22 protein-coding genes are annotated in these 24092 nt (G+C 65.8%); 19 read left to right on the forward strand and 3 right to left on the reverse strand.

The features are described from left to right. The first annotated feature begins 178 nt into the window (after positions 1-178). From ASG88_RS18240 to ASG88_RS18270, 7 genes are all read left to right on the forward strand, one after another. A complete protein-coding gene (locus tag ASG88_RS18240; protein WP_235534913.1) occupies positions 179-2635 on the forward strand; it encodes a type I restriction-modification system subunit M in 2457 nt (818 codons plus the stop codon). After that, complete coding sequence (locus tag ASG88_RS18245; protein ID WP_056888859.1) at positions 2632-3864, forward strand: restriction endonuclease subunit S; 1233 nt, start codon at positions 2632-2634, stop codon at positions 3862-3864. Before ASG88_RS18240 ends, ASG88_RS18245 begins: the two co-directional genes overlap by 4 nt. Beyond that, complete coding sequence (locus ASG88_RS18250; RefSeq protein WP_056888860.1) at positions 3861-4592, forward strand: TIGR02391 family protein; 732 nt, start codon at positions 3861-3863, stop codon at positions 4590-4592. The genes ASG88_RS18245 and ASG88_RS18250 overlap by 4 nt, the downstream gene beginning before the upstream one ends. Further along, positions 4589-7705 carry a type I restriction endonuclease subunit R gene (locus ASG88_RS18255; protein ID WP_056888861.1) on the forward strand — a complete coding sequence of 1039 codons (3117 nt, stop codon included), beginning with the start codon at positions 4589-4591 and terminating at the stop codon, positions 7703-7705. Before ASG88_RS18250 ends, ASG88_RS18255 begins: the two co-directional genes overlap by 4 nt. After that, positions 7692-8414 (forward strand): M48 family metallopeptidase, encoded by a 723-nt coding sequence (locus tag ASG88_RS18260; RefSeq protein ID WP_056888862.1) that lies wholly within the window; start codon positions 7692-7694, stop codon positions 8412-8414. The genes ASG88_RS18255 and ASG88_RS18260 overlap by 14 nt, the downstream gene beginning before the upstream one ends. Positions 8415-8525: 111 nt before the next feature. Continuing rightward, the gene (locus ASG88_RS18265) at positions 8526-10316 is read left to right on the forward strand and encodes an ATP-dependent nuclease (RefSeq protein ID WP_162259865.1); all 1791 of its coding nucleotides are present in this window, start codon (positions 8526-8528) and stop codon (positions 10314-10316) included. Between the two features lie 43 nt (positions 10317-10359). Further along, a complete protein-coding gene (locus tag ASG88_RS18270) occupies positions 10360-11754 on the forward strand; it encodes a UvrD-helicase domain-containing protein (protein ID WP_268791563.1) in 1395 nt (464 codons plus the stop codon). A 34-nt stretch (positions 11755-11788) separates the two neighbouring features. Here the strand turns inward: ASG88_RS18270 and ASG88_RS18275 are convergent, their stop codons facing one another. After that, complete coding sequence (locus ASG88_RS18275; RefSeq protein WP_056888865.1) at positions 11789-13012, reverse strand: hypothetical protein; 1224 nt, start codon at positions 13010-13012, stop codon at positions 11789-11791. Then, positions 12981-14297, reverse strand: coding sequence for a hypothetical protein (locus ASG88_RS18280; RefSeq protein WP_056888866.1), 1317 nt, complete (start codon positions 14295-14297; stop codon positions 12981-12983). Before ASG88_RS18280 ends, ASG88_RS18275 begins: the two co-directional genes overlap by 32 nt. Positions 14298-14418: 121 nt before the next feature. Here ASG88_RS18280 and ASG88_RS18285 point away from each other — a divergent pair, with 121 nt between their 5' ends. From ASG88_RS18285 to ASG88_RS23180, 10 genes are all read left to right on the forward strand, one after another. Then, entirely contained in the window at positions 14419-15207 is a 789-nt protein-coding gene (locus tag ASG88_RS18285) for a hypothetical protein (RefSeq protein WP_056888867.1), read from the forward strand. After that, on the forward strand, positions 15204-16379 hold the full coding sequence (locus tag ASG88_RS18290) for an XRE family transcriptional regulator (protein WP_200956491.1): 1176 nt from the start codon (positions 15204-15206) through the stop codon (positions 16377-16379). The genes ASG88_RS18285 and ASG88_RS18290 overlap by 4 nt, the downstream gene beginning before the upstream one ends. Before the next feature lie 26 nt (positions 16380-16405). Then, positions 16406-17182, forward strand: coding sequence for a hypothetical protein (locus ASG88_RS18295; protein ID WP_056888868.1), 777 nt, complete (start codon positions 16406-16408; stop codon positions 17180-17182). A 97-nt stretch (positions 17183-17279) separates the two neighbouring features. After that, positions 17280-17429 carry a hypothetical protein gene (locus ASG88_RS23170; protein ID WP_157559811.1) on the forward strand — a complete coding sequence of 50 codons (150 nt, stop codon included), beginning with the start codon at positions 17280-17282 and terminating at the stop codon, positions 17427-17429. 145 nt (positions 17430-17574) lie between these two features. Continuing rightward, positions 17575-17739, forward strand: a complete 165-nt coding sequence (locus tag ASG88_RS23175) for a hypothetical protein (protein WP_157559812.1) — start codon at positions 17575-17577, stop codon at positions 17737-17739. Continuing rightward, on the forward strand, positions 17736-18449 hold the full coding sequence (locus tag ASG88_RS18300) for a hypothetical protein (RefSeq protein WP_056888869.1): 714 nt from the start codon (positions 17736-17738) through the stop codon (positions 18447-18449). The genes ASG88_RS23175 and ASG88_RS18300 overlap by 4 nt, the downstream gene beginning before the upstream one ends. 8 nt (positions 18450-18457) lie before the next feature. After that, the gene (locus ASG88_RS18305; protein ID WP_056888870.1) at positions 18458-19390 is read left to right on the forward strand and encodes a helix-turn-helix domain-containing protein; all 933 of its coding nucleotides are present in this window, start codon (positions 18458-18460) and stop codon (positions 19388-19390) included. Then, a complete protein-coding gene (locus tag ASG88_RS18310) occupies positions 19387-19917 on the forward strand; it encodes a thermonuclease family protein (RefSeq protein ID WP_056888871.1) in 531 nt (176 codons plus the stop codon). The genes ASG88_RS18305 and ASG88_RS18310 overlap by 4 nt, the downstream gene beginning before the upstream one ends. A 590-nt stretch (positions 19918-20507) precedes the next feature. Continuing rightward, positions 20508-20738: a hypothetical protein gene (locus tag ASG88_RS18320; RefSeq protein ID WP_056888873.1), complete on the forward strand. Its 231-nt coding sequence runs from the start codon at positions 20508-20510 to the stop codon at positions 20736-20738. Between the two features lie 9 nt (positions 20739-20747). Next, a complete protein-coding gene (locus ASG88_RS23180) occupies positions 20748-20924 on the forward strand; it encodes a hypothetical protein (protein WP_157559813.1) in 177 nt (58 codons plus the stop codon). Between the two features lie 33 nt (positions 20925-20957). On the opposite strand, the gene ASG88_RS18325 is transcribed toward ASG88_RS23180, so the two are convergent. After that, positions 20958-21947, reverse strand: coding sequence for a hypothetical protein (locus tag ASG88_RS18325; protein WP_157559814.1), 990 nt, complete (start codon positions 21945-21947; stop codon positions 20958-20960). A gap of 97 nt (positions 21948-22044) precedes the next feature. Between ASG88_RS18325 and ASG88_RS18330 the strand changes: the two genes are divergently transcribed. Beyond that, positions 22045-22308, forward strand: a complete 264-nt coding sequence (locus ASG88_RS18330) for a hypothetical protein (protein ID WP_056888875.1) — start codon at positions 22045-22047, stop codon at positions 22306-22308. 90 nt (positions 22309-22398) lie between these two features. Continuing rightward, complete coding sequence (locus ASG88_RS18335; RefSeq protein WP_056888876.1) at positions 22399-23922, forward strand: hypothetical protein; 1524 nt, start codon at positions 22399-22401, stop codon at positions 23920-23922. The last annotated feature ends 170 nt before the right edge of the window (positions 23923-24092 follow it).

A 24092-nucleotide genomic window follows, 5' to 3' on the forward strand; every position in this document is an offset into this window, starting at 1 on the left:
ACAGTCGGGCTCGCCATTCCTCTCCAGTCCGCGCGATCGGTGTGGACTCGCGCGAAGTGCCGGCCGCTGAGGCTAAGGTCAAACGTGCGGCTCCTCCTCGTATCGAGGGGGTCGCTGATGCGTGGTCGATCGACAATCAGGAGCTGCGCCACCATGGCGCACACGAGGGCTTGGGGTAGTGGCGTTGGCGCTCAAAAAGTCGGATCTGTACAGCTCGCTTTGGAGCAGTGCTGACGAGCTGCGCGGCAGCATGGACGCCGGCCAGTACAAGGACTACGTACTGACCCTCCTCTTCGTGAAGTACGTCTCGGACAAGGCCAAGGCGGACCAATACGCCCTCATCCACGTCCCGGATGACGGTTCCTTCGACTACCTGGTCACGCTCAAGGGCAAGTCGGACGTGGGCGAGAAGGTCAACGTCGCCATCCGCAAACTGGCTGAGGCGAACGACCTACAGGGCGTCATCAACAACGCCGACTTCGACGACCCGACCAAGCTCGGCTCCGGCAAGGACCTCCAGGACAAGGTCTCCAACCTCATCGGCATCTTCCAGGACATGGACTTCACCGGCTCGAGAGCCGAGGGGGACGACCTGCTGGGTGATGCCTACGAGTACCTGATGCGGCACTTTGCCACTCAGTCGGGCAAGAGCAAGGGGCAGTTCTACACGCCAGCCGAGGTCTCTCGGGTGATGGCCCAGCTACTACAGATCCCGGCCGGTACGCCAAAGGCCACGACCGTCTACGACCCGACGTGTGGCTCAGGATCGCTGCTGATCAAGGTGGCGGACGCGGCGCCGAACGGTCTGACCATCTACGGCCAGGAGAACGACAACGCCACCTGGGCACTCGCCCGGATGAACATGATCCTGCACGGCAACGAGACGCACGAGATCGTCCAGGGCAACACACTCTCGGACCCGAAGTTCCGGCGGAACGACACCCTGGCAACCTTTGACTACCTGGTCGCCAACCCGCCGTTCTCGGTCAAGACCTGGAAGAACGGCGTCGAGAAGGACTATGGCCGCTTTGACGGTTACGCCTCGCCGCCCGACAAGAACGGTGATTACGCCTTCCTGCTGCACATGGTGAAGTCACTCAAGTCGACCGGTCGTGGCGTCGTCGTGCTGCCCCATGGCGTGCTTTTCCGCGGCAACACCGAGGCCACGATCCGCCGGGAACTCATCAACCGCGGTCTCGTCAAGGCGATCGTTGGTCTGCCGGCGAACCTCTTCTACGGCACTGGCATCCCGGCCTGCCTCATCGTGCTCGACAAGAGGGACGCCCAAGCGCGCACTGGCATCTTCATGATCGATGCGTCCAAGGGCTTCGAGAAGGATGGCCCCAAGAACCGCCTCCGGCCGCGTGACATGCACAAGATCGTTGATGCGTTCGTGAACCAGAAGGACATCGAGCGCTACTCGCGGATGGTGCCGCTGAGCGAGATCCGCGACCCCAAGAACGACTGCAACCTCAACATCCCCCGCTACATCGACAGCTCGGAGCCCGAAGACATCCAGGACCTCCACGCCCACCTGCAGGGCGGCATCCCGAACCGTGACCTCGACGCCCTCCAGTCCTACTGGGACGCATTTCCCAGCCTGCGTGCCGAGCTCTTCCGGCCGCTGCGCGAGGGCTACTCCGAACTCACGCTCGACAAGGCGGACATCCAGACCAAGGTCACCGAGTCGGCCGAGTACCAGGCCTTTGCGCAGGACACTGCCGACACCGTCGACGCCTGGTGGGCGGACAAGCGCAAGTTGCTCGCGGACATCACCTCGACGACGCGGCCGAACGAGCTGATCCACGATGTCTCCGAGGCGCTGCTGGAGGCCTTCCGTTCGCGGCCATTGATCGATGAGTACGGCGTGTACGAGCAGCTCATGAGCTATTGGAACGCCTCCATGCACGACGACGTCGCGCTTATCGTGGGCGAAGACTGGGCGGACGCTGTGAAGCCGCGATCTGCTCGCTGGTGGAAGGCCAAGAACAACAAGGTCAAGTACGAGGACGCGCACATCGTGTTCGGCACCGGGGCTAAGGCCGCCCGATGGGTCATGGACTTGCTCCCGCCTGTCTACGTAGTAGCCCGCTACTTCGATGACGACCGAGTCGAGCTCGAGCAGCTGATTGGGCAGGTGGACTCCGCGTCCTTAGCACTCGCTGACTACCTTGAAGAGCACGCCGTCGAGGGTGGTCTTCTCTGGGACGCAGCTGGCGACGATGGCAAGGTCACAAGCGCGCTAGCGGCTGCGCACCTGAAGACGCTCGAAGGGACCGCGGGTGACCCGGAGGAGTTGGCCGCGCTGGGAGAGGTCGTCGCGCTGTTCAAGGCGGAATCTGCCGCAAAGGCAAAGGTCAAAGTGGCGGCCTCCAAGCTAAATCAGAAGGCCTTGGCGCAGTACGGAAAACTCACCCTGGACGAGGTCCAGGCCTTGGTGATCGATGACAAATGGGCAGGCACGATCCGCGGTCGAATCGGCTCCGAGGTGAGCATGCTCGGCCGTGACTTGGTGGCGCGTCTCCATGTTCTGGCATCTCGGTACGAGTCAACGCTCCTGGAGCTCGACCACGACGTAGAGAAGCTGGGTGCCAGGGTGGCGGCTCACCTTGCGGCGATGGGGGTCAAGGGATGACTGCGCCCGACGACTGGAGCACCTTCAAGCTAGGCGACTTGTTCGAGTTCTCGAACGGAATCAACGCAGGAAAATCCGCGTACGGCAGCGGGACGAGGTTTATCAACATCCTCGAGGTGATCACAAAGGAGTCGCTCACCGAGGGAGACATCCCCGGTCGAGTTTCGTTGCCGAAGTCGGTGCTGGCCCGATACCGGGTGAAGACCGGGGACGTGCTGTTCAACCGGACTTCAGAGACGCAGGACGAGGTTGGGCTCGCGTCTGTGTACGTCGGCGATGAACCCGTTGTGTTTGGCGGCTTCGTGCTTCGGGGGCAGGCAAAGACCAAGAGGCTGGAGTCGTCGTATGCGAAGTACGGACTCCGAGCCCCTGATGTCCGTCGCCAGATAATTGCTCGAGGACAGGGCGGCATCCGTGCGAACGTCGGGCAGCGGGACCTGAAAACGGTCTCGGTCGAGCTCCCTGAACGGGATGAGCAGAAAGCGATCGCAACGGCGCTCGACGACGCCTCGGCACTCGTGCAAAGCCTCACCCTACTGATCGCCAAAAAGCGGGATCTCAAGGTGGGCATGGTTCAAGAACTCCTCACGGGGCGGACACGCCTTCCTGGTTTCACCGGTGAGTGGCGACCAACCCAGGTGAGTCGTCTCGGGTCATTCCTCAAGGGGCGAGGGATTAAGCGTGACGAAGTGCGAGCAACAGGTGTGCCCTGCATCCGGTACGGGGAGCTCTACACGGTGTTCTCCGACTACACGGACCACGCAGTGTCGTTTGTGGACTCGGCCGTCGCAGCAGGAGCCCAGCCGTTGAACCCGGGGGACGTGCTATTCGCTGGTTCGGGCGAGACGAAAGCAGAGATCGGCATGAGTGTTGCCTACGTGGGGAGCCAGCAGGCAGTGGCTGGAGGCGACACCATAATCTTGCGCGGGTCTGGCTACGATCCGGTGTTCCTCGCCTCGTTGCTGAACACACCCGCTATCGCGGCCAAGAAGGCGAGTGCTGGCCAGGGCGACGCGGTTGTGCACATCAGTTCCCATGCGCTCGGGGCTCTCGACGTTGTCCTGCCTCTAATCGATGAACAAGTTGCCGTTGCGAGGATCATCAAGGACGCCGATGCCGAAGTCGAGGCTCTCGAACGCCGCCTCGAGTCCGCCCGTGCCACCAAGACCGGCATGATGCAAGAACTGCTCACCGGTCGAACTCGGCTGCCCGTGGAGAATGCCTCATGAACGTCGAATGGGCTATCGCCGAGCTGAACAAGTTCATCGAACTGACCGTCATGCGGAATGCGAGCAGCTCGTCGGATGGTGGTGTCTTCATAACTTCCCGCAACAAGACCGCGGCGTCCGACGCCGAAGTGACCAAACAAGCCCAGGTAGTCGAGAAGATATTCGAGCGCGTGATCCCCGGCTGGCGTGAGGGAATCGACAACTCGAAGAACAACCGCTGGACGCGCCATCGTGAGGCGGCGATACGAGCTCGTGAGGAGCTCCTTCGTGCGGAGGAGATCGAGGCCAATCTCGGTGAGAGCGCCCCGGAGCTGTCCGCGGCCGAGCTACACCCCTGGGTCTGGAGCGGCGCCAAGTCACTCTGGTACTCGGGCCATTTCCGCGAGGCGGTCGAGGCTGCGATCCGCAAGCTCAACGCCGAGACCCAGAACAAGGTTGGCCGTCGTGACGTCAGCGAGACGGACCTGTTCAAGCAAGTCTTCTCCCTCGACGAGCCGAAGCCAGACAAGGCGCGACTGCGCCGCATGAAAGATGACGGCAGCGACACCTACAAGTCGGTACAGCGCGGCGCCATGACCTTTGCCGAGGGTGTGTTCGCGGGCATTCGGAACCCACTTAGTCATGAGGCCGGCCACGAGCTGTCGGAGCAAGAAGCCCTGGAGTACCTAGCCTCCCTCAGCGTGTTGGCGCGCTGGGTAGATGCCGCGAGTGTGGAGGCTGTCATATGAGCAACGTCGGCCAGAGGGAACGCAAGACTCAGAACCGCGTGGTTGAGCTCTTTCGGAACCGTCTCGGGTACGAGTACGGCGGCAACCTGGAGGACCAGGACAACAGCAACGTCGACGAGGCCTTGCTTCGTCAGAACCTGCTGGCCCGCGGCATCGATGCGGAACTCGTCAGTCGCGCGGTCCAGCAGCTCCAGACCGCCGCCTCGCTTGGTGCTGGGCAATCGCTCTACGACGCCAACCGCAAGGTCTACGACCTGCTGCGCTACGGCGTGAAGGTCAAGCGCGACGTCGGCGAGAAGTTCGAGACCATCTGGCTCGTCGACTGGAAGAACCCGCAGGCAAACCACTTCGTCGTCGCCGAGGAAGTGACGGTCAAGGGCGAGCACAACAAGCGCCCTGACATCGTGCTATACGTCAACGGCATCGCCTTCGGGGTCATCGAGCTCAAGCGTTCGTACACCCACCTCAGCGAGGGCATCCGGCAGAACATCGGCAACCAGAAGCAGCACTTTGTCCGCCCCTTCTTCACGACCGTGCAGCTGCTGTTTGCCGGCAACGACGTTGAAGGCATGCGCTATAGCGTTATCGAGACGCAGGAGAAGTACTGGCTGGAGTGGACGGAGATCCAGGGCAGCCCGATCGGAACCGACGAGCCGAACCCGCTCGATCGGGCGCTCACGCAGATGTGCTCCAAGGAGCGCTTCTTGGAGATCATCCACGACTTCATCGTCTTCGACTCCGGCGTGAAGAAGACCGCCCGCCATAACCAGTTCTTCGGTGTGAAGCAGGCCCAGAAACGTATCGCGTCGCGCGAAGGCGGCATCATCTGGCACACCCAGGGTTCCGGCAAAAGCCTGACCATGGTCTGGCTGGCCAAGTGGATTCAGGAGAACCAGACGGACGGCCGAGTGCTCATCATCACCGATCGCACGGAGCTCGACGAGCAGATCGAAAAGGTCTTCGGCGGCGTCAACGAGAAGATCGTCCGGACAGGCTCCGGGACCGAGATGCTCACCATGCTCAACCAGAGCCATCCCTGGCTGATGTGTTCGCTAGTTCACAAGTTCCGCGGTTCCGACGACGACTCGTCGCGCGACGAGGATGCCGACGCCTTCATCGAGCAGCTCAGGGCGACCGTCCCGGCTGATTTCAGGGCCAAGGGCAATCTGTTCGTCTTCGTCGACGAGGCCCACCGCACGCAGAGCGGCAAGATGCACCGGGCCATGAAGCAACTCTTGCCCGACGCGATGTTCATCGGCTTCACGGGTACACCGCTCATCAAGGCCGACAAGACCACCAGCATCGAGACGTTCGGCTCCTTCATCCACACGTACAAGTTCGACGAAGCCGTACGTGACCGCGTCGTACTGGACCTGCGTTACGAAGCGCGCAACGTCGATCAGGAACTGAAGGGCGCCGCTCAAGTCGACAAGTGGTTCGACCTCAAGACCAAGGGTCTGACGGATCTCTCCAAGGCGCGCCTCAAGAAGAGGTGGGGCACGATGCAGAAGGTCGTCTCGGCCAAGTCTCGCGCTGAGATGATCGTCCAAGACGTCCTCATGGACTTCGAGCGCGAGCCCCGCCTGATCTCTGGTCGCGGCAACGCCATGCTCGTCGGCGACAGCGTCTATCAAGCCTGCAAGTTCTACGAGCTGTTCGTGCAGGCTGGCTTCAAGGGCAAGGTCGCCATCGTCTCCAGCTACGTCCCCAGCGCCAGCGCGATCTCTAAGGAGGACGCCGGCGCGGGCGACAACGAAGAACTCCGCAAGTACGACATCTATCGGCAGATGCTCTCCGACTACTTCAACAAACCTGCCGACAAGGCCGTGCTGCGGATCGAGGAGTTCGAGAAGGACGTCAAGCGTCGATTCATCGAAGAGCCTGGTCAGATGCGGCTGCTCATCGTGGTCGACAAGCTGCTGACCGGCTTCGACGCGCCGAGCGCCTCTTTCCTCTACATCGACAAGACGATGCGCGACCACGGGCTGTTTCAGGCGATCTGTCGCGTGAATCGGCTCGACGGCGACGACAAGACTTACGGCTACGTCATCGACTACCGCGATCTCTTCAAGTCCCTCGACAAGGCCATTACGGACTACACGTCCGAAGCTCTCGAGGGCTACGCCAAGGAAGACATCGAGGGTCTGCTCGAAGACCGCATCAAGCAGGAACGGGAGGATCTCGACGAAGCGCTGGAGAGGATCCGCGCCCTGTGCGAGCCGGTCGCCATGCCGAAGGACACGCTCCAGTATCAGCACTACTTCGTCGCGACCACTCCCGGCGACGCCGAGCAGATCAAGGCCAATGAGCCGAAGCGCGTCGAGCTCTACAAGTCCGTGTCGGCCCTCGTCCGGGCCTATGGCGCGATCGCCAATGACATGGCGCGGGCTGGCTACACCGAGGTCGAGGCGGCGGCGATCAAGAACGATGTCACGCACTTCGTGGCCGTCAAGAATGAGGTCGAGGTCGGCGCCGGCGAGAACATCGATATGAAGCAGTTCGAAGCCGGCATGCGAGCCCTCCTGGATACCTACATCCAGGCCGACCCGGTCGAGCAGGTCGCGACCTTCGATAAGGGCCTCGTCCAGCTCATCGTGGAGCGCGGCGCCGATGCCATCGACTCGCTGCCCGCGGGTATCAAGAAGAATCAGGAAGCGGTCGCCGAGACCATCATCAACAACGTCCGCAAGACCATCGTCGACGAGCGGGCTATGAACCCGAAGTACTACGAGCGGATGTCTCGACTGCTCGACGCCATCATCGAGCGGCGTCGCCAGGAGGCCACCGAGTACGCCGATTTCCTCGCTCAGCTCCTGGCGCATGCTGAGATGGTTGGCAAGGGTGAGTCAGATGCTGGGGTGAGCTACCCGAGTTGGGCGAGTACCGCAGCTCGGCGCGCCCTGTATGACTTCGATTGGCCCGAGGGCGCCAACGTTGACGTCGAGCGCGTCCACGAGCAGGTTCAGAGCGCCAAGGAACACGGCTGGGCAGATAGCCCTATGAAGGAGCGGGCGCTGGCCCGCGAGTTGCGCAAGGTGCTGCCGAGCGACTTCCCCGGAGAGAGCCTGAAGGCGCTCATCGACCGGCTCAAGGAGCACGATGAGTACCGCTAACGCCTACCTCACCGTCGCCGGTCTTGGCGTGGACGTTGTCTACAAGGACATCAAGAACCTGCACATCTCGGTCTACCCGCCGGTCGGACGCGTCCGGGTGGCGGCGCCAGAGCGCACCGACGAGGACACGATTCGACTGGCCGTCGTCCAGCGGTTGCCCTGGATCAAGCGCCAGCGCGAGCAGCTCCAGCAGGCCGACCGTCAATCCACACGCGAGATGCTCTCGGGCGAAACGCACTACGTGTGGGGACAGCGGTATCAGTTGGACGTCTCCCGCACCAGCGGCCACTACGGTGTTGAGGCCAAGGGAAAGACCCTCTGGGTAATCACGCCGGAAGGCACAGACTCTGACAGCCGCCGCGCGACATTGGATCGCTGGTACCGGCGCGAGCTCAAGGCGGCCGTGCCTGATCTACTTGCGAAATGGCAGCCGATCGTCGGCGTCAAGGCGGACAACATCGTTGTCCGGCGAATGAAAACCAAGTGGGGCACCTGCATCGCGCACTCCCGCACCATCTGGCTCAATCCTGAGCTGGCGAAGAAGAACCCGCGCTGCTTGGAGTACATCGTTGTTCACGAGCTGACCCATCTTCTTGAGCGTGGCCATGGAGAGCGCTTCGTCGCTCTCATGGACAAATTCCTCCCTGACTGGCGCCTTCGCCGCGACGAGCTCAACGAGGCGCCGCTGGCGCAGGAGTCCTGGACGTGACCGGCTTGTCCACTCGGAGCGGCAATGCCAGCGTCCTCAAGCAGTCCGAGCTGCTTGCCGCGGCAGCTGGGGACGCTGGCGCATGATCTACAACGGGGGAACAGGCCGATGATGTTGAGACGGCTCAGTATCAGCAACTTCCGCGGGATCAAGTCATGCGACTGGTCCATAGATCAGCGTCTGGTTGCGATGGTCGGGCCTGGCGACAGTGCCAAGACCACGCTGCTTGACGCCATCGGCTTGGTCCTGAGTCCGAACTACAGCCCGCAGTTCACGGATGCGGACTTTTTCAATTTGGACATGTCGGAGCCCCTCACGATTGAAGCCGTCGTGACGGAGCTGCCGGACTCGCTCGTCAAGGAGAGTCAACTGGGCAAGGAGCGCTCGGGCCTCAAATCAGACGGCACCCTGGTTCATGACCCACTCGACGACGCTGAGGAGTGCCTGGTCATCCGCTTGACGGTGACTCGTGAACTCGAGCCGACGTGGGAGGTCGTGCGACCGGGCTCGGATGAGACCCGCGGGATCACCGCTTCTCAGCGGCGCCAACTCGGCTTCTTTCGCTTGGGGGAGCGGCCGGACTTCCATCTGCGGTGGGCGCGCGGGTCGGCGCTCTCGGGCCTGACTGAAGGGAGTGATGGTGCATCGTCGGTCATCCTCGACGCGCAGCGCGAGGCACGCCGGGCCGTCTTCGACGCTGAGCCAAACCCGCTTCACGCGGCGGCAGGGGCAGCCCAGTCATCGGCCACAAAGCTCGGCATATCCCCGTTCACGAAACTGCGACCCGGACTGGAGCCAGGCTCCGCTGCATCTGCCCACGCCCTGATGCTCCACGACGGCGAGGTTCCGTTGTCGAGTTTCGGCCTCGGCACACGTCGCCTCACGAGCCTTTCTGTCCAAGACCAGGCCATGGCTGGCGGGTCGATCATCGGAATCGATGAACTTGAACACGGCCTCGAACCGCATCGCCTGGCCCACGTCCTGCGCTACCTCAAGAAGCGCGCCGGCGACCAGCACCTGCAAGTCATTCTGACGACGCACTCCCCGATCACGGTTGAGACCCTCGAAGTGCAGCACCTCGCGGTGATTCGTACGGACGGCGGTACGACGTCCTGCCGCGCCGTCCCGGACCACTTGGAGAACGCTCAAGGGGCCTTCCGCTCCGCCCCATCGGCGCTATTGGGACGCCGCGTCATCGTCGGAGAGGGGGCAACCGAAGTTGGCTTCTTGCGCGGTCTGATTCTTCATTGGGATGAGCAGCGCCTTGCGGCCGAACTAAGTCTGGTGTCAGCGATCGGCACCGTGATCGTCAACGGCAGCGGAGGAACTCAACCGACACAGCGCGCCCGCAACTTTCAGAGCCTCGGATATCCAAGCCTGCTCCTCATGGACAACGACGACCGAGCGGTTGACGACGAGGTGTCTTCGGCTGTGGCTGACGGGGTCGTGGCCGAACGATGGAGCTATGGCCGAGCGCTTGAGGATGAGGTTGTCCAATCCCTCACGATCGAGGGACTGCAGGCCCTCGTCGATCTCGCCACCGAACTTCGCGGGGAGGAGTCGATCCGAGCATCGGTCGGCGCCAAGCTCGGTGACGCACAGCTGACGGGGACCGATTTCGCGCAGTGGCAGACTGAAGCAGGGGTCGACGAGAGCGGGCTGCGCGACGCGGTTGCCGCCGCAGCCAAGGGAACGAAGAGCAAGGGCAACGCCTGGTTCAAACGGGAAGATGCTGGCGAGTCGTTGGCGGCAGTCGTGATGAAGGACTCGGCCAACCTCGACGGCACCGCGCTGATGGACATCATCGGTCGCATCCAGGAGTTCGCCTACTACGAAGCCCCCGTCCCAGACGCGGCAGCCGAGCAGCGGACGGCCGAGACAGCCGAGACAGCCGATGCCTGACGACCCTTCCCTTGAGGATGGTGTCAGAGCGATACGCGAGGGGATGCCATGCTCGGTGTCGCTCCCTGCGGGATGTGGCAAGACCGAGCTCATCGCCGCTGTTGTCGCGGCAACGGCAGCTGCCGGCGGTACAGCTCTCGTCCTCACCCACACCCATGCCGGTGTCGACGCGCTTCGGCGCCGCATGGCCAAATTCGAGGTCCCACGGGATCAGGTGGTTGTTCGCACCATCGACTCATGGGCCTTCGACCTAATCAGCCACTTCCCGCTCCTCGCTGAGCTCGACGTCCCGCCAGCACCCGACTGGGACCGATCGGCTGAGTATCACCGAGGCGCAGCCACGGCCGCGCAGTCCAAGGCAGTGCGCAAGATGTTGCGTCTGAGCTACGACATCGTGCTTGTTGATGAGTATCAGGACTGCCTGATCGACCAGCATGGTCTCGTCGTCGCCGTCGCAAAGGCGGTGCCAACAACAGTGCTCGGTGATCCTCTGCAGAGCCTGTTCAACTTCGGCGGGAACCAGCCGGTGGATTGGGCGACCCACGTGCTGCCCAACTTTCCCCTCGTCGAAGTTGACTATCGGCCGCGGCGTTGGCCCGAGAACGAAGCGCTCGGCACGTGGCTGGTCGAGATCCGGGAGAACTTGCTGCACGGCCGGCCGATCGACTTCTCGACTGGCCCCATCGCCTTGGTGCGCCGCGACGATGCACGGACGTTCGTGAGGGTCTGCTTCCGTGCCTTGAAACTCGATGGCGCCGTCGCAGTCCTCGGCCAATTCCGCAACGACTGCGTCAGCGCCGCCTCCAACCTGCAGGGCACCTACTCGGTCATGGAGGCGATCGACGAGAAGGTCCCCGCCAAGCTGGCGAGCACCATCGACACCAAGCCTGCCGCCCAAGTGGCGAAGGCGCTCGTGGACTTCGCGATCAACGCCTCGGCCGGACTGGCGGGGCACATCCCCAGCGCTAAACGAGTTCGGCTTGGAAATGGCCAGACGTTCACGACGACCAAGGATGAGCTCAAGAGCGCCTATGCCGCGATCAACAACGTGCGATCGAAGGTATCGCCGACTGCAATTCGTACGGCCTTGAGCGAGATCGCCGCGCTACCTGGCGTCACGATCCATTGCCGGGAAGCCTGGTACGAGGTCACTCGGTCGATCGCCGTCGCAGAGACTGACGACTGCACCGTCGCTGAGGCACTTCTGCTGACTCGGAATCACGCCAGAGTTGCTGGCCGGCGACCGAGCGACCGCATCGTGACCAGGCCCCTCCTTGCAAAAGGCCTGGAGTACGACCACGTCGTGATCCTGGATCCCAGCCGCTACTCGGCTCAGGAGCTCTACGTGGCGCTGTCGCGGGGAGCACGATCGGTAACTGTTATTGCCGACAGTCCAGTTCTGGCAGCCCGTCGTGTGGCCGGAGGCTCCTCTGAATAGAGCGTCCCGGGCCGATCCGAGCCAGCTGACCGGTCTACCCAGTTGGTCCAGTGAGGCCGTCGAACAACGCCGCCTGCTCGGCTCCGTCACCCTTGGTCTCCTGCGACAGCGGTGTCGTGAGCACCTTGTCGACCGGCCCTTGCACGCCAAACTGGCCGCGCAGGAACGCCGCGATCAGGTGGACCTGACGCTCGGTGGCCTGGGTCATGTTCAGGCGACCCTGCAGGGCGACCGTGAGATCGCGTCGTCGTACCAGGCGCTCGAACAGTAGGGCGTCCATCTGCCGCGGCAGGTTGGCCGTGGTCGCGGCGTCAGCGGCGAGACGCGAGATGAGCTCAAGCAGCGGCTCGGTGTAGTCCGGTGCCAGTGGGAGGAAGGCCCCCATGGCGCCCGTGCGTACGTCTGCCGGGGCATCGAGGGAGTTGAGGATCTTCGCCACGTACTCGTCGACCCGCTCCGCCTGCTTACGCATGGCGTAGTACGGGACATCGCCGGTCGCAAGGCGCGCGGTGGCGACTTCCTGGAACGTTGCCGCGTCCATCGTGTTCGCCTCGCCCGCGATGATCGCCAAGTTCAGGGTCACGATGGAGATGGCCTCTGCGAAGAACCACCTTGCTGCCTTGGTGGCTTCCGCGTGGGTCTCAGGTGGCCAGGCCTTGCTCAGCTCGCGGATCAAGCCCAGGGTGCGCTTGACGGCGTCGAAGGGCTCGAGAAACCAGACCTCGGACACCAGGAACCAGAAGCCGCGCTCCAACATGGCGTCGGACTTCACGAACGCCAGCACTTCCTTGCGCAGCAAGGCGATTGCTACACCCTGAGAGCCCACGTCGTCGACGCTCCCGATGGCAAGCCGCTTCTCTCGCGAGGCCAGGTCATCCATGTGCTGGATGGTCACGCCGAGCCGGCGGCAGGCGTCGCGGGTGGCCGTGGTCGTCTTGAACGCCGTCGTGATCTCACCTCGGTCGGCGCGGACGAGCTCGCGGAGTCCACGACTCCAGAGGGCACGGTCGAGCGGACGCGGGGTGCTCTTGGAGGTGCCGGTCTTCACCTCGCCGATCTGCTTGTGGAGCGTCAGCGCGGGGCTGAAGGCGTAGCCCAAGGCATCGAGGTCGGTGACGGTCGAGACCTCGGATCCAAAGCGGTGCTGCAGGTCGACTCCACGACGTACGTAGAAGCCGTCCCAGAACCAGGCCTGGGCAACCCGAATCTCGGCCAGGTCTCCGGCATCAAGCCCAGGGGTCGTCGCGGCGCGCGGCACGCTGCATCTCCTTCCGCAGCTCGTGGATGGAGGCGACCATGATCTCGTGAGAGGCCCCAAGGCTCTCCTTGGTGCGGCCGTCCTCCGGCGTGATGAACGTAGCGGGTCGCTGCCCGCGGGTCAGGTCGGCAGTCCCAGACGTGTCGGTGATGCGACGGATCCAGGTGAGCGCGGACTCCGCGATCTCCGGCTTGACGAGACGCAGGAAGGCCCGGCCACCCTCGTTCGGCTCGACGGCGACGACGCCGGCGGCCTCCAGCAGGTGGTAGTCCGTGCCGATGTTGGTGGCGGGGCCCACAGTGCCCCTGCGCAGCAGCGCATTCACCAGAACAGCCGGGTCCTGGACCCGGCCACCACCTAGGGCCGCCGAGTCGCGACCGAAGAGAATGTGCGCGACGAACAGCTTCCGCAGGTGGAAGGCCTCGGTCGTCGTGCAGGCGTTGTCCTCAACCTCGAGAAGGGGCGAGAAGACGTACGTCGAGGAGGCGCCCGTGGCGGAACGAACGGTGGCTGCCTGGATGAGGCCGACGTTCGTGGCACTGCGGATGATTGCCGGGTTGGCGTTCAGCTTCGACAGGTGGAGGCCGGGCGTCGACAGCACCTGCTCGCTCATGCCCAGGAGCGCTTCGCGCTCGTTGGGCGGGAGCCCGCCAAGGAAGGTGGCAAGCGACAGCTGCTTCGTGCCCCAGACGTACGGACTGAACACCACCAGCTCGTTGAGCTCGTCGGACGGCGCGTCGAGGTTGAGGCCGACAGCGCGGGCCAGGCGCAATGCCTCGAGCGCTTCTGGCTCGGTGAAGCCCCGCTTGGTGATCTCCTGCAGGTGCTGGCTCGCCGCCAAGGGCGCGATCGCGCCGATCTCCACCGAGTGCAAGAAGGCCAAGTCCGACCGCTGTGGCCCCAGCGAGTCGAGCAGGGCGACCGTCTGCTCGGTCACCGTCGCTGAGACCCCGATGTACTCCTCGAGGTGAGAGATCCGGCCAGCCTGGTCAATGCGGTAGTCGATCAGGCCAGCTGCCTTGAGCGCCGGGAGAACGGTGTTGATCAGCTCCAGGCCACCGAGGCCGGCGTGCTTGGCGTAGCCAACGACGAGCTCGTGGGTGAGCACGACGAGGCTCTGGTGGCCCTTGAGGCGGGCCGCGAGGTCCATGGCCTTGCCTGTGAGCAACAGGATCTCGACCTCGGCACGCACCAGAGGGTCGGTGATCTTGTGGTCGTGCTGGTGGACGAAGACAACGGCACGCCCGAGCCGCTTGACCTCGTCGCGACGCTTCTCGTCGTCCACCGGGTCGACCCCCTGCTTCCTGCTCGGCGCTGGCGCCGCGTAGTCGTGTTCGCGACGAAGGAATCGCCGGTAAGTTCATTCTGTCACAGAAAATACTGGCAGAGGGTGTAGATTCGGTTCCGTGACCGAGAAGACCGACATCATCAGCCAGCTCGAGGACGGTGGCCTCCTGGGCGCCTTGGCGTGGGCGTACACCTCCGCGGTGACCCGCACCCTCGACGACTACTCCGAGGATGCCGGGTACGACGCAGCTTGGCTGGGAAACACGCGCTTCACTCTGTTCCGAGATCGCATCGATCGGGTGACTTCCTGTGGCAAGTACGCGCTCCAGGTCGGAGCTGACTCCAGCGAGGGTCTGGATCTCGTCCACGCCGAGCTGACAGAGCGTGAGATTGAGACCATGCCCCAGTTGCCGCCGGATCTCGTTCGGCGTGCGGATCTCAACCACAGCCCCGGCTGGCGTATTGACGACCTGCGTTTCCTGCTCGCCTCCTGCGCCTTCGGCAAGATCGACTCGCTTCCCTGGCCACAGAAGAGTCCGACCAAGCAGTTGGTCGCCAAGCAGCCGAACCCCGAGCCCGAGATGACGCTGTTCGACGACTTGGTCGCCGAGGAGGTTGCGGGTCTGCTCGCCCTCGATGATGATGCGCTCGATCTGACCACCCTTGTCTCCGCCCACTCCCTTGATGCTGTTAGTCAGCGCCGTGAGTTGGTCCTTGGCCGGCCACGCCTTAACGACGGCGGGGGAGATGCGTGGCACTGGTATGTCGACCTCCTTGGTGGTCCGACGTCTTCGGGCTCGCGACAGCCGGAGAGTCCGGCACCTTCGGCGCCGGACGAGGTCCCGGATGCGCCGGTTCGTCTTCGTCAGCGACCCGCGCAACAGTCCCAGGCTGATGACCGGCGATGAACGCTTCGATGTCGGCAGCCGATGCTGCCGCTCTCTTCGACGGCGCCCGCTTAACTCTTGCTCGCCAGTTAGCCGGCAAACGGAAGAGTGACCTCGCGGGACTAATCCGCAAGAGTCCAACAGCTGTCGCTGCCTGGGAGTCGGGAAACAAGCGGCCGACGGCGTCGACCGTTGCCGAACTGTCTCTCGGCCTAGGAGTCGACCCCGCATTCTTCGCGGTCGCTCATAAGGACGTATCGAGCCTGACGAGCCCTCCCCACTTCCGATCCCTGCGCTCCACAAGCCAGCTCGCCCGAGATCAAGCACAGGCCTACGGCCAACTTGCGGTCGATATCGCGACCGGCCTTGAGCGCCACGTCGAGTTCCCGGACGTTGACATCCAGCGGCTTGCCGTCGACGTCGACGACATCGAAAACGACGGACCCGAAGAGGCGGCCCGTCAGGTTCGGGAATCTTGGGGCCTCGGTGTTGGACCGGCAGGTCACCTTGTCCGCGAGTTGGAGAACCACGGCGTGCTGGTGGTGTTCAGCCCGCCACAAGCCGCAGCGGTCGATGCCTACTCATTCGACAGTCGCCTCCGTCCCGTCGTGGTCCTCAACCCGCTGAAGCGGGACTACTACCGACAAAGATTCGATGTGGCGCATGAACTCGGCCACTTGGTGATGCACGCCGATGCCGAGCCGGGCGGACGCATCGTTGAAACTCAGGCGCACCGCTTCGCGGGCGAGCTGCTTATGCCGGCGGAGGAGATAGCCCCGATGCTGCCGCGCTCCATCAACAGCAGTAGCTGGACCTCCTTGGCCAGGCTCAAGGAGCAGTGGGGGGTCAGCATGCAGGCGCTCCTCTTCCGCGCAAGGGAGCTTGGTGTCATGGGTGATGTGTCCTATCGGAACGCGATGACCACAGTCGCGGCGCGCGGCTGGCGCCGTGCCGAGCCCGGTCAGATTCAAGTGCTCGAGCAGCCGTCCCTCCTGCCCAGGGCGCTCGAGCTGCTGGAGGGCGAGGGTGTCGATGCTGGTCTTCTGGCCGCGCAGTGTCGTGTCCCCATCGAGCTCTTTCGGTCAGCGACGAGTCGAAGCCCTCTGGCAACTTCGAATGCGTTACGAAGCGACGCTGACGAGGACCGAAGGCGTGTGGTGTCCTTGCTGAGACCCGAAGGGTCTAGCGACTAGCAACCTTTCAAAGGGGCCAGGTGGGAATGGAATTCACGCTAGCGGGGCAGTCGTTTGAGCTGACCACGGACATCGTTCGGCGTAAGTTGGCGGGCCGCGCGCCGGAGTCGATCCAGGAGTATTGGGTCGATGTCGACGGCGTGCGCTGGCCTGTGAAGCAGGTCATGGCGCTTGCCACAGGGCTTAATCGTCGGGCCTTCCAGTCCCAGAACAGCCGACGTCTTCTGGAGCGCATTGGCTTCTCGGTCGGGCAAGGCGGGTCGGTGATCTCCGCCAATCAGGGGAGCGCGAGGCCACGCGTAAGCCGCACCGCGTTCGATCCCGCTGCGCTCGATCTCCTTGAGACCATCGATATCCGGGTCGCCTTCGATTGGCTCCGGGCTGGCCCGATCATCTTGGACAACGAGGGACTGCCGAAGTTTCCGCCGCTGCCGCGCGTGCCCGGCCTCTACCGGTACGACTTCGGCCTGGACGACGCCGGAGTGCGCACGCTCTATATCGGGGAGTCAGTCGAACTGGCCCGCCGAGCAAGCAACTACCGCAATGCCAAGACGGATCGAAGCCGACAGCGCACCAGCCGGCGGATTCACAAGGAGATCATTCAGCACTTGGAGGCCGGCGGCTCGATCGACTTCGCGATCGCCACGCGCGTGACCATCCATGACGGCGAAGATACCGACCTGCGCCTGAAGTCAGCTCGTCGCCTGGCAGAGAACGCCGCGGTGCTCCGGGCACAGACCACCCCCGTCACGCGGGTCTTGAACATCGATGCCGATCTCGGTGATCCCGAGGCCGAGGAGTGACCAATACGAAGCCGAGCGACATCAGGGCGGCAGGCGGAGGTCTTGTCCTTGGTGTCGACGTCGGGTCCTGGCTCACCAGGTGCTCAGCATGGATGCGATGACCGCCGAGTCGGACCCGGCGATGGCGATCGGCGTCGCTCGCCTCCACCTGGAGGAGGCCCGCGGGCTCGCGGTCGACCTCCACAAGCATCTCAACGCCGCGCGGAACGCCACCGCGCACATCATCAGCCAGCGCGTCGACGACTGACGGCCAGGAGTCGATGCCCTGGGGCCAGCCCTGACCCGACTCCGCTGAGGTGTCCGCGAGATTTCTTCGTGTCGGGTGATCGCCCCGACAGGTCGACCTTCCTTTGGTGACTGAGAGATGACCCCGGTCCACCAAGGAGCTGCCCGTGAGCACGCCCACCGATTCCCCGTCCGCCGCGGCCGACCGTGACCCGGTTCAGGAGGCCCGCGCCCACCTCGAGCAGGCCCTGGCCGCGCTCGATCGACTCCGCGAAGTTCTGCCGCCTCCCACCGCTCCCCCGCCCGAAACCGGAGGCGGTGAGCCGGCATGACCACCGACAACACCCTGAGCGCCGCCGATGCCGTGTTCGAGGCCGAGCAGGCCGTGAGCAGGGCCCGCTGGGTCGTGGAGGAGCTCCAGGAGACGATCACCTCCGCGCTCCGCGTGCTCGACGATGCCGAGCTCGACTCGGCAAAGGCCAAGCTGTCCGAGCGCAGCTCCTTCTACCTCGAGGCCGCCGGCGAGCACCTGGGCCGGTTGCGCACGCGGTGCAACGACATGCCTGAGCTCACTCGCGACCTGTTCGCGCACCTCAACCGCGCCTCGCAGTCCGTCACCGACGCCCGCACCCTCCTCGACCTGGCCGACACCTCCGATCTCGTCATGGCCAGCGAGGTCGCGCAGCTCAAGCCGCGCATCGCGGTCGTCGGCGAGATGGTCGCCCTGGCCAAGCCCTTCGCCCAACTGGCTGCCCAGCACGTCGAGACCGCGCACCAGGCCAGCCGGGACGTGACTGCCATGGGCCTGCTGGAGCCGGTCAGCCTGGAGCGCAGCATCGCGACCGCCGGCAAGGAGCTCGGCCGCGCCGACGAGGACGTGCGCCTGCTCGGCAATGTCGTCGACCGCGCCGCGGCCAGCGCCCGGGAGTCGGCCGGCATCGCCAGCGAGATCACCGACAACGCCAGCCGGCGGATGTCCGAGCAGAGCCGGGACCCGATCACGAGCCCCTCGCTCCCGGCGCCCAGGTCCCCGGGTCGATAGGGGGAGCGATGGACCTCGACCAGGGCGGCCGCCAGTTGGCGGGCCTCATCCTCGACGCGGCCGGCCGCGGCCAGCACGAGCAAGCGGCCGACCTGATCGCACCGCTCGATGCCGAGCAGCTGCGATCGCTGGTGACGGTGCTGGCCGTCCAGGTCGACCAGAGCGCGCCGGCCTCCTCGGCAACCGACCCCTCCGCGGTGTGCGACCTGGCCATCAACGCCCCGGCGCCGATGTTCGGCACCACACCGGAGGCGATCATCAGCGCCGAGCGCAGCCGACCGGTCAGCGATACCCGCGCGGTGGCAATGACCGCCGCCCGCGAGACCGGCCTGTCCCTGCCGGCCATCGCCGAACACTTCAACAAGGACCATGGCTCGGTGATCTATGCGGTCCGCCGCACCGCCGAGCGGCCCCGGCTGGCCGACGCCGCGGCCCGGGTGAGCGAGCACGTCAACAGCCGCTACACCGCCCGTCTCCCCCGTGCCGAGGAGAACGGGGTCAACCTCCACCAGCAGCCGCCGGCCTCGACGTTCGAGCCCGATGGTCCGGTCGAGCACGCCGTGGTGGCGACCGCCGCGGCCTTCGACACCACACCCGAGGTCCTCCTGGGTGCCGACCGGAGCCGGGTGTCCGCGGACGCCCGGGCTGTGGCCATGACCGCTGCCCGCCTGCAGGGCCATAGCCTGCCCACGATCGCCACGCACTTCGACCGCGACCACACCACGGTGCTGCAGGCGACTCGGCGCATCGAGAAAACCCCGCCTCTGCATGACCTGGCCGCGAAGATCGCCGCAGATCTCCCCGATCAGCCGGCAGGCGCCGGTCGGCTCGACGTGGACGAGCAGGTCCCCGAGAGCGGCTTCCGCTCCCACGGGCTGCGCGAGCAGCAGCGTGCGATCTCTGTTGCCGGCGAGCGTCCGCAGCTGAGGGTCGCCCGGTGAAGGCCCTGATCGGCCTGGCCGCGGCCGCGCTCTTCGCTCTCACCGCCAGCGGTATCAAGGCCGCCCTGCCTGGAGCCCAGACAGACCCCGAACCAGCCGAGGGCAAGACCAGGCAGGTGCGCGTGACCGCGGTCGTCGACGGCGACACGATCCGCGTCGAGACCCTAGGTGGCCGCCAGCTCGGCCGAGTCCGGCTGCTCGGGATCGACGCCCCCGAAGTTGAACACCCGCCGGAGCCGGCCGAGTGCTACGCCGAGGACGCCACCGGTTTGCTTGAGCAACTCGCGCCCGTCGGCAGCACGGTCGAGCTGGTCACCGACATCGCCCAGCCCAACCGCGACCGGTACGACCGGCTGCTGCGCTACGTCGACCACGACCACGACGACGTCGACGTGGCTCGCGAGCTTCTGGCCGGCGGCGCCGCCCGCCGCTACGAAGCCGACAAGGCGCTCTCCCGCGAGGCGTCGTTTTCCGCGGCCACCGACGAGGCCCAGGGCGCTGAGCGCGGCCTGTGGGGCAACTGCTGAGAGCCAGGGAGGAGGCAGGTCGTGGACGAGCAGCTGACGACGGCCGCGAAGATGCTGGCCCGGTGCTGCTAAGCCCGTGGCGTCGACGAACGCGCCCACGGCTGCGGTGAGCACCTGCTTAAGGCGGCGGTCGAGCAGGCGCTCGGCCGACCGGCTCCGGCGCACCTCGAGCATGCGCTGTGGCAACGGACCGCCGCGCCGCTGGGCCAGCGCCGCGACTGGGACCGCGCCCACCAGGTGTCCGGTCCCGCGGCCGCCAAATGCCTGCTCTGCGCCGTGGCCCGCGACCGGTGCCCCGAGCACACCCGGCGCCGCTGCCGCGTGTGCGCCGGCCCGCTGCACCGGATCGTCGAGGAGGGATTCGAGACCCACCCGTGCTGCGACCGCCCCGGTGAGAACGGATGCTTGGTCGTCCTCGAGCGCACCGCGCAGCTGCTGGGAGCCACGTTGGTGGCACAGCCGGCCTGAGAGCACCCGGGGGCGACAACACGGCTCAGTCGAGGTGATCGCTCCCACCCCTGGTCTGCACTTAGGAGACCAAGGAGGACTGGTGCAGCCGGTGCCGGTCCACGGGATCCATGGGAGTTCACATGAGTGACGCCGCTCGCGAGGAAGCCGCGCTCGAGGAAGAGGCCCGTCAGCGCGCCGAGGAGATCAGGGCCACCGAGGAGGCCGCCGCCCAGGCCGCGGCCGCCGACACCGGCCCCTCCCCCGACGCCGAGATCGCGCAGGTCCACCGATCCGGCCGCCAGCGCGACCACACCGACACGGCCGCCTACCACCGGCCCCAGCTCGGCCGTCGCCGCGGCCCGCGTCGCTAGGAGGTCGCGATGGCTACCGCATTCGCATCAGCGGACACCAGCCGCATCGCCGGCCGAACGACGGTCCGCTGGGTCGACTGCTCCCACAAGCTGGGGTCGCTGCCGTGCATGAACCACAAGCCGCACGAGGGCAACGGCCGCGGCTGCGTGCACCACTCAACGTCCGGCTTCCAGGACGACGAGTAGCCCGCGGACCCTGTAGCGCCCAGAGAGAGCTCCTCAGCCGTGCACCAGGTGCAGCCGCGGTCGCGGCTGCTGCTCGACGGCTGTCTCCAGGCGCTGCAGCCGCTCGAGCGTCATCGGATGCCCATGACGCCGGAGCAGACCAGCCAGCACGGAGCCCAGGCCGAGGGAGACCACCAGCCGGTCGGCCGCGGCCTCCGACCGGGCCTCAATCCGCCGGTTGGCCGCCGGCACCAGGTAGGTCAGGGCGATCACCGCGCCGCCCAGGATCCCCGGAGCGGCCCGGCCCTCAGCGACCGACTGCACGATGCAGATCACACCGACGACACCCCGCAGCGTCCACGCCAGCCGCATGAACGGAAGCCAGGCGAAGGCTCGGCCCACGCCACGGAACGTCGCGACCACCAGCCGCCACGGCGTCGTCGCGGCGAGCACAGCGAGTTCCAGCCGTGGCCGGATCAGTCGCCGCCGGCCGACGGCATGAGTCATCGCGGCGGCCGCTTCCGCAGCGGTCACTCCCCCGCGGTACGTGGCGTCGACCAGTCCGGGGGTGATCACGACGGCGCGATCCGCGATCGCCACAGCCACCGGGGTGCTCGGACCCTGGCGCCGGCGCACGAACAGGGCGTCGACGCCGACGCTGCGGCCACCCAGCTCGGCGAGCACGGGCCTCATCACCTGGAGCTCAGCTGCGGTCGCGGGACGCGACCGGGTCAGCGTCGCGATCGCCGGCACCTCGAACTGCCCGAGCGCCAGCGTAACGAGCAGGCCGGCTGCAGCCAGGAACGCCACCAGGCCAAGGGTCGGCGGGACCAGGGCGCACATCACCACGGTGAGGAAAAAGCTCATCAGCAGCGCCGGCGCCAGCGTCACCACCCTCAGCGCGGTCATCGGGAACCACATCATCACGACCCTCCTCCATCCGTCAGCACTAGTGCGAATCTCTTGACTTTGCTCGCGGTGATCGTCCGGCGACCGCCGTACGACATAGGCGAACGAGACCAGTTTGTGCCCAGCCGCCGACACGACCCCGAGTTATCCACAGCCCGCCGCTCAGCGGAGCGAGGACGGACCCGGACGTGGGTTCATGGGCCAGACCGACCTCCGACCGAAAGGAACACCCGTGGACACCCTGAACGCTGACGGCATTTGGGACCGCCTCGGCTCGATCGCCCTCCTGCTGCACCAAGCCGCCACCCAGGTGTGGAGCGACGCCGACCGGTCCGCCGTCGACTCGCCGCTGCACGACCTCGGCCTCGGTGTCTATCTCGCGCACTCCCAGGCCAGCGCCCTGCTCCCCGACGACTACGAGCTGCCCGAAGTGACGAGGACGCGGAGCTCAAGGAGCGCACGCCGCTGCAGTTGCTCACCGAGGCCGAGGAGCTGACCCGTCCGCTGCCGCTTCACCGGCCCGACCTGGTGCACGGTTCCCAGTTGGTCGTCGACCTGTGCGACCTCATCCGGGAAGCCCGCGGCCTTGGCTACTGACCTGCGTCTGGCGTATGCCGACATCGACGAGGAGCTCTTCGACGTCGACCAGATCCCGATGACCTCGCGTGACGTGCGCAGTGTCGGCGAGATGCTCTTCGACGTCGACTACCTGGCGCGCCAGCTGCTGATGGACGTCGACGGAGACGCCGCCGGCACGCTGCTGCGCAGCTGGCCGACGATGGTCGCGGCCGCCGAGGACCTGTGGGCATCCCTGCCCGGTCGACGACCTGGCGTCGACGAGCGCGACCGGCCCATCACCAGCCTCTCCGCCCAGGCCGCCACCATCGAGACCAGCCTCTCCGGCCGCACGGCCTGGCCAGGGCAGGGCCCGACCAGCCCCCGCATCGACCTGATGACCCAGGCCTTCCTCAACGCCGCCTCGCTGGTTCGCCGCTACGGTGCCGAGATCCGCCACGCGCAGCCGGCCGCTCACCGCGATCTCGAGGCAGCACGCACCAGGATCATGCACGGGCTCTACCTCACCGCCCACGCCGTCAATGTCGCGCTCCACGAGCACGGCCGCGACCGCGTCAATGACGCCCGCAGCGCCGGGCGCCGGATCCACCTGGCGCAGCACCACTCGCCCTACGCGATCGCCCCAACCGGCGTCTGGATCGACCGGATGTCCGCCTGCGAGAACACCGCCGGCAGATACCTGACCACCCGATTCACCCAAGCCCTTGCCGGCGAGGCGATGCGGCCCGTCGACGATCCCGGCCGGCTGGGGCAAGCGCTCGCCAGCTGGGACATCCAGACCCACCGCGCGCTGGCCCGGAACGTCGAACCGTCCAACATCCTGCTGATCACCCGCACGCAGGGGCTGATCGCTGGCGCGAGCATGGTCGTCGTCGACGCGGCCGCGACCGCAGGCGTGCTCGAGCGCTCCGAGCGCCTGGTCCCCGCCATCGCCGAAGCAGGTCGGTCCTGGAGCAACCTGGCCAGCCGCTGGGGCGACCTCGCTCCCCCAGGAGCCCGCCTCGAGGAGCCGCTGGCTCGCGCGGCCGCGGAGGTCCGCGCCGCATACCGCCAGATCACCCACGACAAGACCGCTCTCGCTACCCCAGGCGTCATCGCCGGACGCCCAGGGCTCCCCCACGCCGTACCTGCAACGCTTCGCGCGATCGAGGCCGGGGCCGAGCTCGCGATCGTCGTCGCCGAGAAGGCCGACGCACCCGACCTCGTCGGGCCGGCCCGGGCCCTGTCCCGTCGGGCGCACAACGACGTTGAGGCCGGCCTGGCAACGGCGCCGGCATTCGGCCGTGATGTCGTGTGGGTCTCCCCCTCCGACATCCTCGCGAAACGACTGGTCCCTGTCCCGGCGCCAGTCTCGGAGGCGATGCGCGAAGCCAGCAGAGCCACGAGTGCCGCCGCGATCACCGCTTCCGCGGTCGCTGCGCTGCACGGTCTGGGGGGAGGAGCGTCACCTGTCGGTTCGGGTAGGTGCATGGGTCACGAGGTCCGAGAGCCACACGGGATGTCCGGCACGCGGCCTTCTGGTCCGTCTCGATAGGGTCAGATTGGCATGTTGAGGTGGATACGGCCGTGGACAGATTCCCTGGGCTAGGCCTCATAGGCGGCACTATGTCGACGACGCGTGAAAACTGACCCCTAATCGACGGTTGAAAACGGACCCCCTGCATGACCCTGTGGAGGGTGATGACAGTGGAGGACTGGGCTGAG

The organism is Nocardioides sp. Soil777 (genome assembly GCF_001428425.1).
Taxonomy (GTDB): Bacteria; Actinomycetota; Actinomycetes; order Propionibacteriales; family Nocardioidaceae; genus Nocardioides; species Nocardioides terrigena.

Excerpts from the sequence above, each read along its gene's own strand:
- ASG88_RS18245 (WP_056888859.1), top strand. The coding sequence starts at position 2,632 with ATGACTGCGCCCGACGACTGGAGCACCTTCAAGCTAGGCGACTTGTTC.
- ASG88_RS18250 (WP_056888860.1), top strand. The coding sequence starts at position 3,861 with ATGAACGTCGAATGGGCTATCGCCGAGCTGAACAAGTTCATCGAACTG.
- ASG88_RS18255 (WP_056888861.1), top strand. The coding sequence starts at position 4,589 with ATGAGCAACGTCGGCCAGAGGGAACGCAAGACTCAGAACCGCGTGGTT.
- ASG88_RS18260 (WP_056888862.1), top strand. The coding sequence starts at position 7,692 with ATGAGTACCGCTAACGCCTACCTCACCGTCGCCGGTCTTGGCGTGGAC.
- ASG88_RS18265 (WP_162259865.1), top strand. The coding sequence starts at position 8,526 with ATGTTGAGACGGCTCAGTATCAGCAACTTCCGCGGGATCAAGTCATGC.
- ASG88_RS18270 (WP_268791563.1), top strand. The coding sequence starts at position 10,360 with ATGCCATGCTCGGTGTCGCTCCCTGCGGGATGTGGCAAGACCGAGCTC.
- ASG88_RS18290 (WP_200956491.1), top strand. The coding sequence starts at position 15,204 with ATGAACGCTTCGATGTCGGCAGCCGATGCTGCCGCTCTCTTCGACGGC.
- ASG88_RS18295 (WP_056888868.1), top strand. The coding sequence starts at position 16,406 with ATGGAATTCACGCTAGCGGGGCAGTCGTTTGAGCTGACCACGGACATC.
- ASG88_RS23170 (WP_157559811.1), top strand. The coding sequence starts at position 17,280 with ATGACCGCCGAGTCGGACCCGGCGATGGCGATCGGCGTCGCTCGCCTC.
- ASG88_RS18300 (WP_056888869.1), top strand. The coding sequence starts at position 17,736 with ATGACCACCGACAACACCCTGAGCGCCGCCGATGCCGTGTTCGAGGCC.
- ASG88_RS18305 (WP_056888870.1), top strand. The coding sequence starts at position 18,458 with ATGGACCTCGACCAGGGCGGCCGCCAGTTGGCGGGCCTCATCCTCGAC.
- ASG88_RS18320 (WP_056888873.1), top strand. The coding sequence starts at position 20,508 with ATGAGTGACGCCGCTCGCGAGGAAGCCGCGCTCGAGGAAGAGGCCCGT.
- ASG88_RS23180 (WP_157559813.1), top strand. The coding sequence starts at position 20,748 with ATGGCTACCGCATTCGCATCAGCGGACACCAGCCGCATCGCCGGCCGA.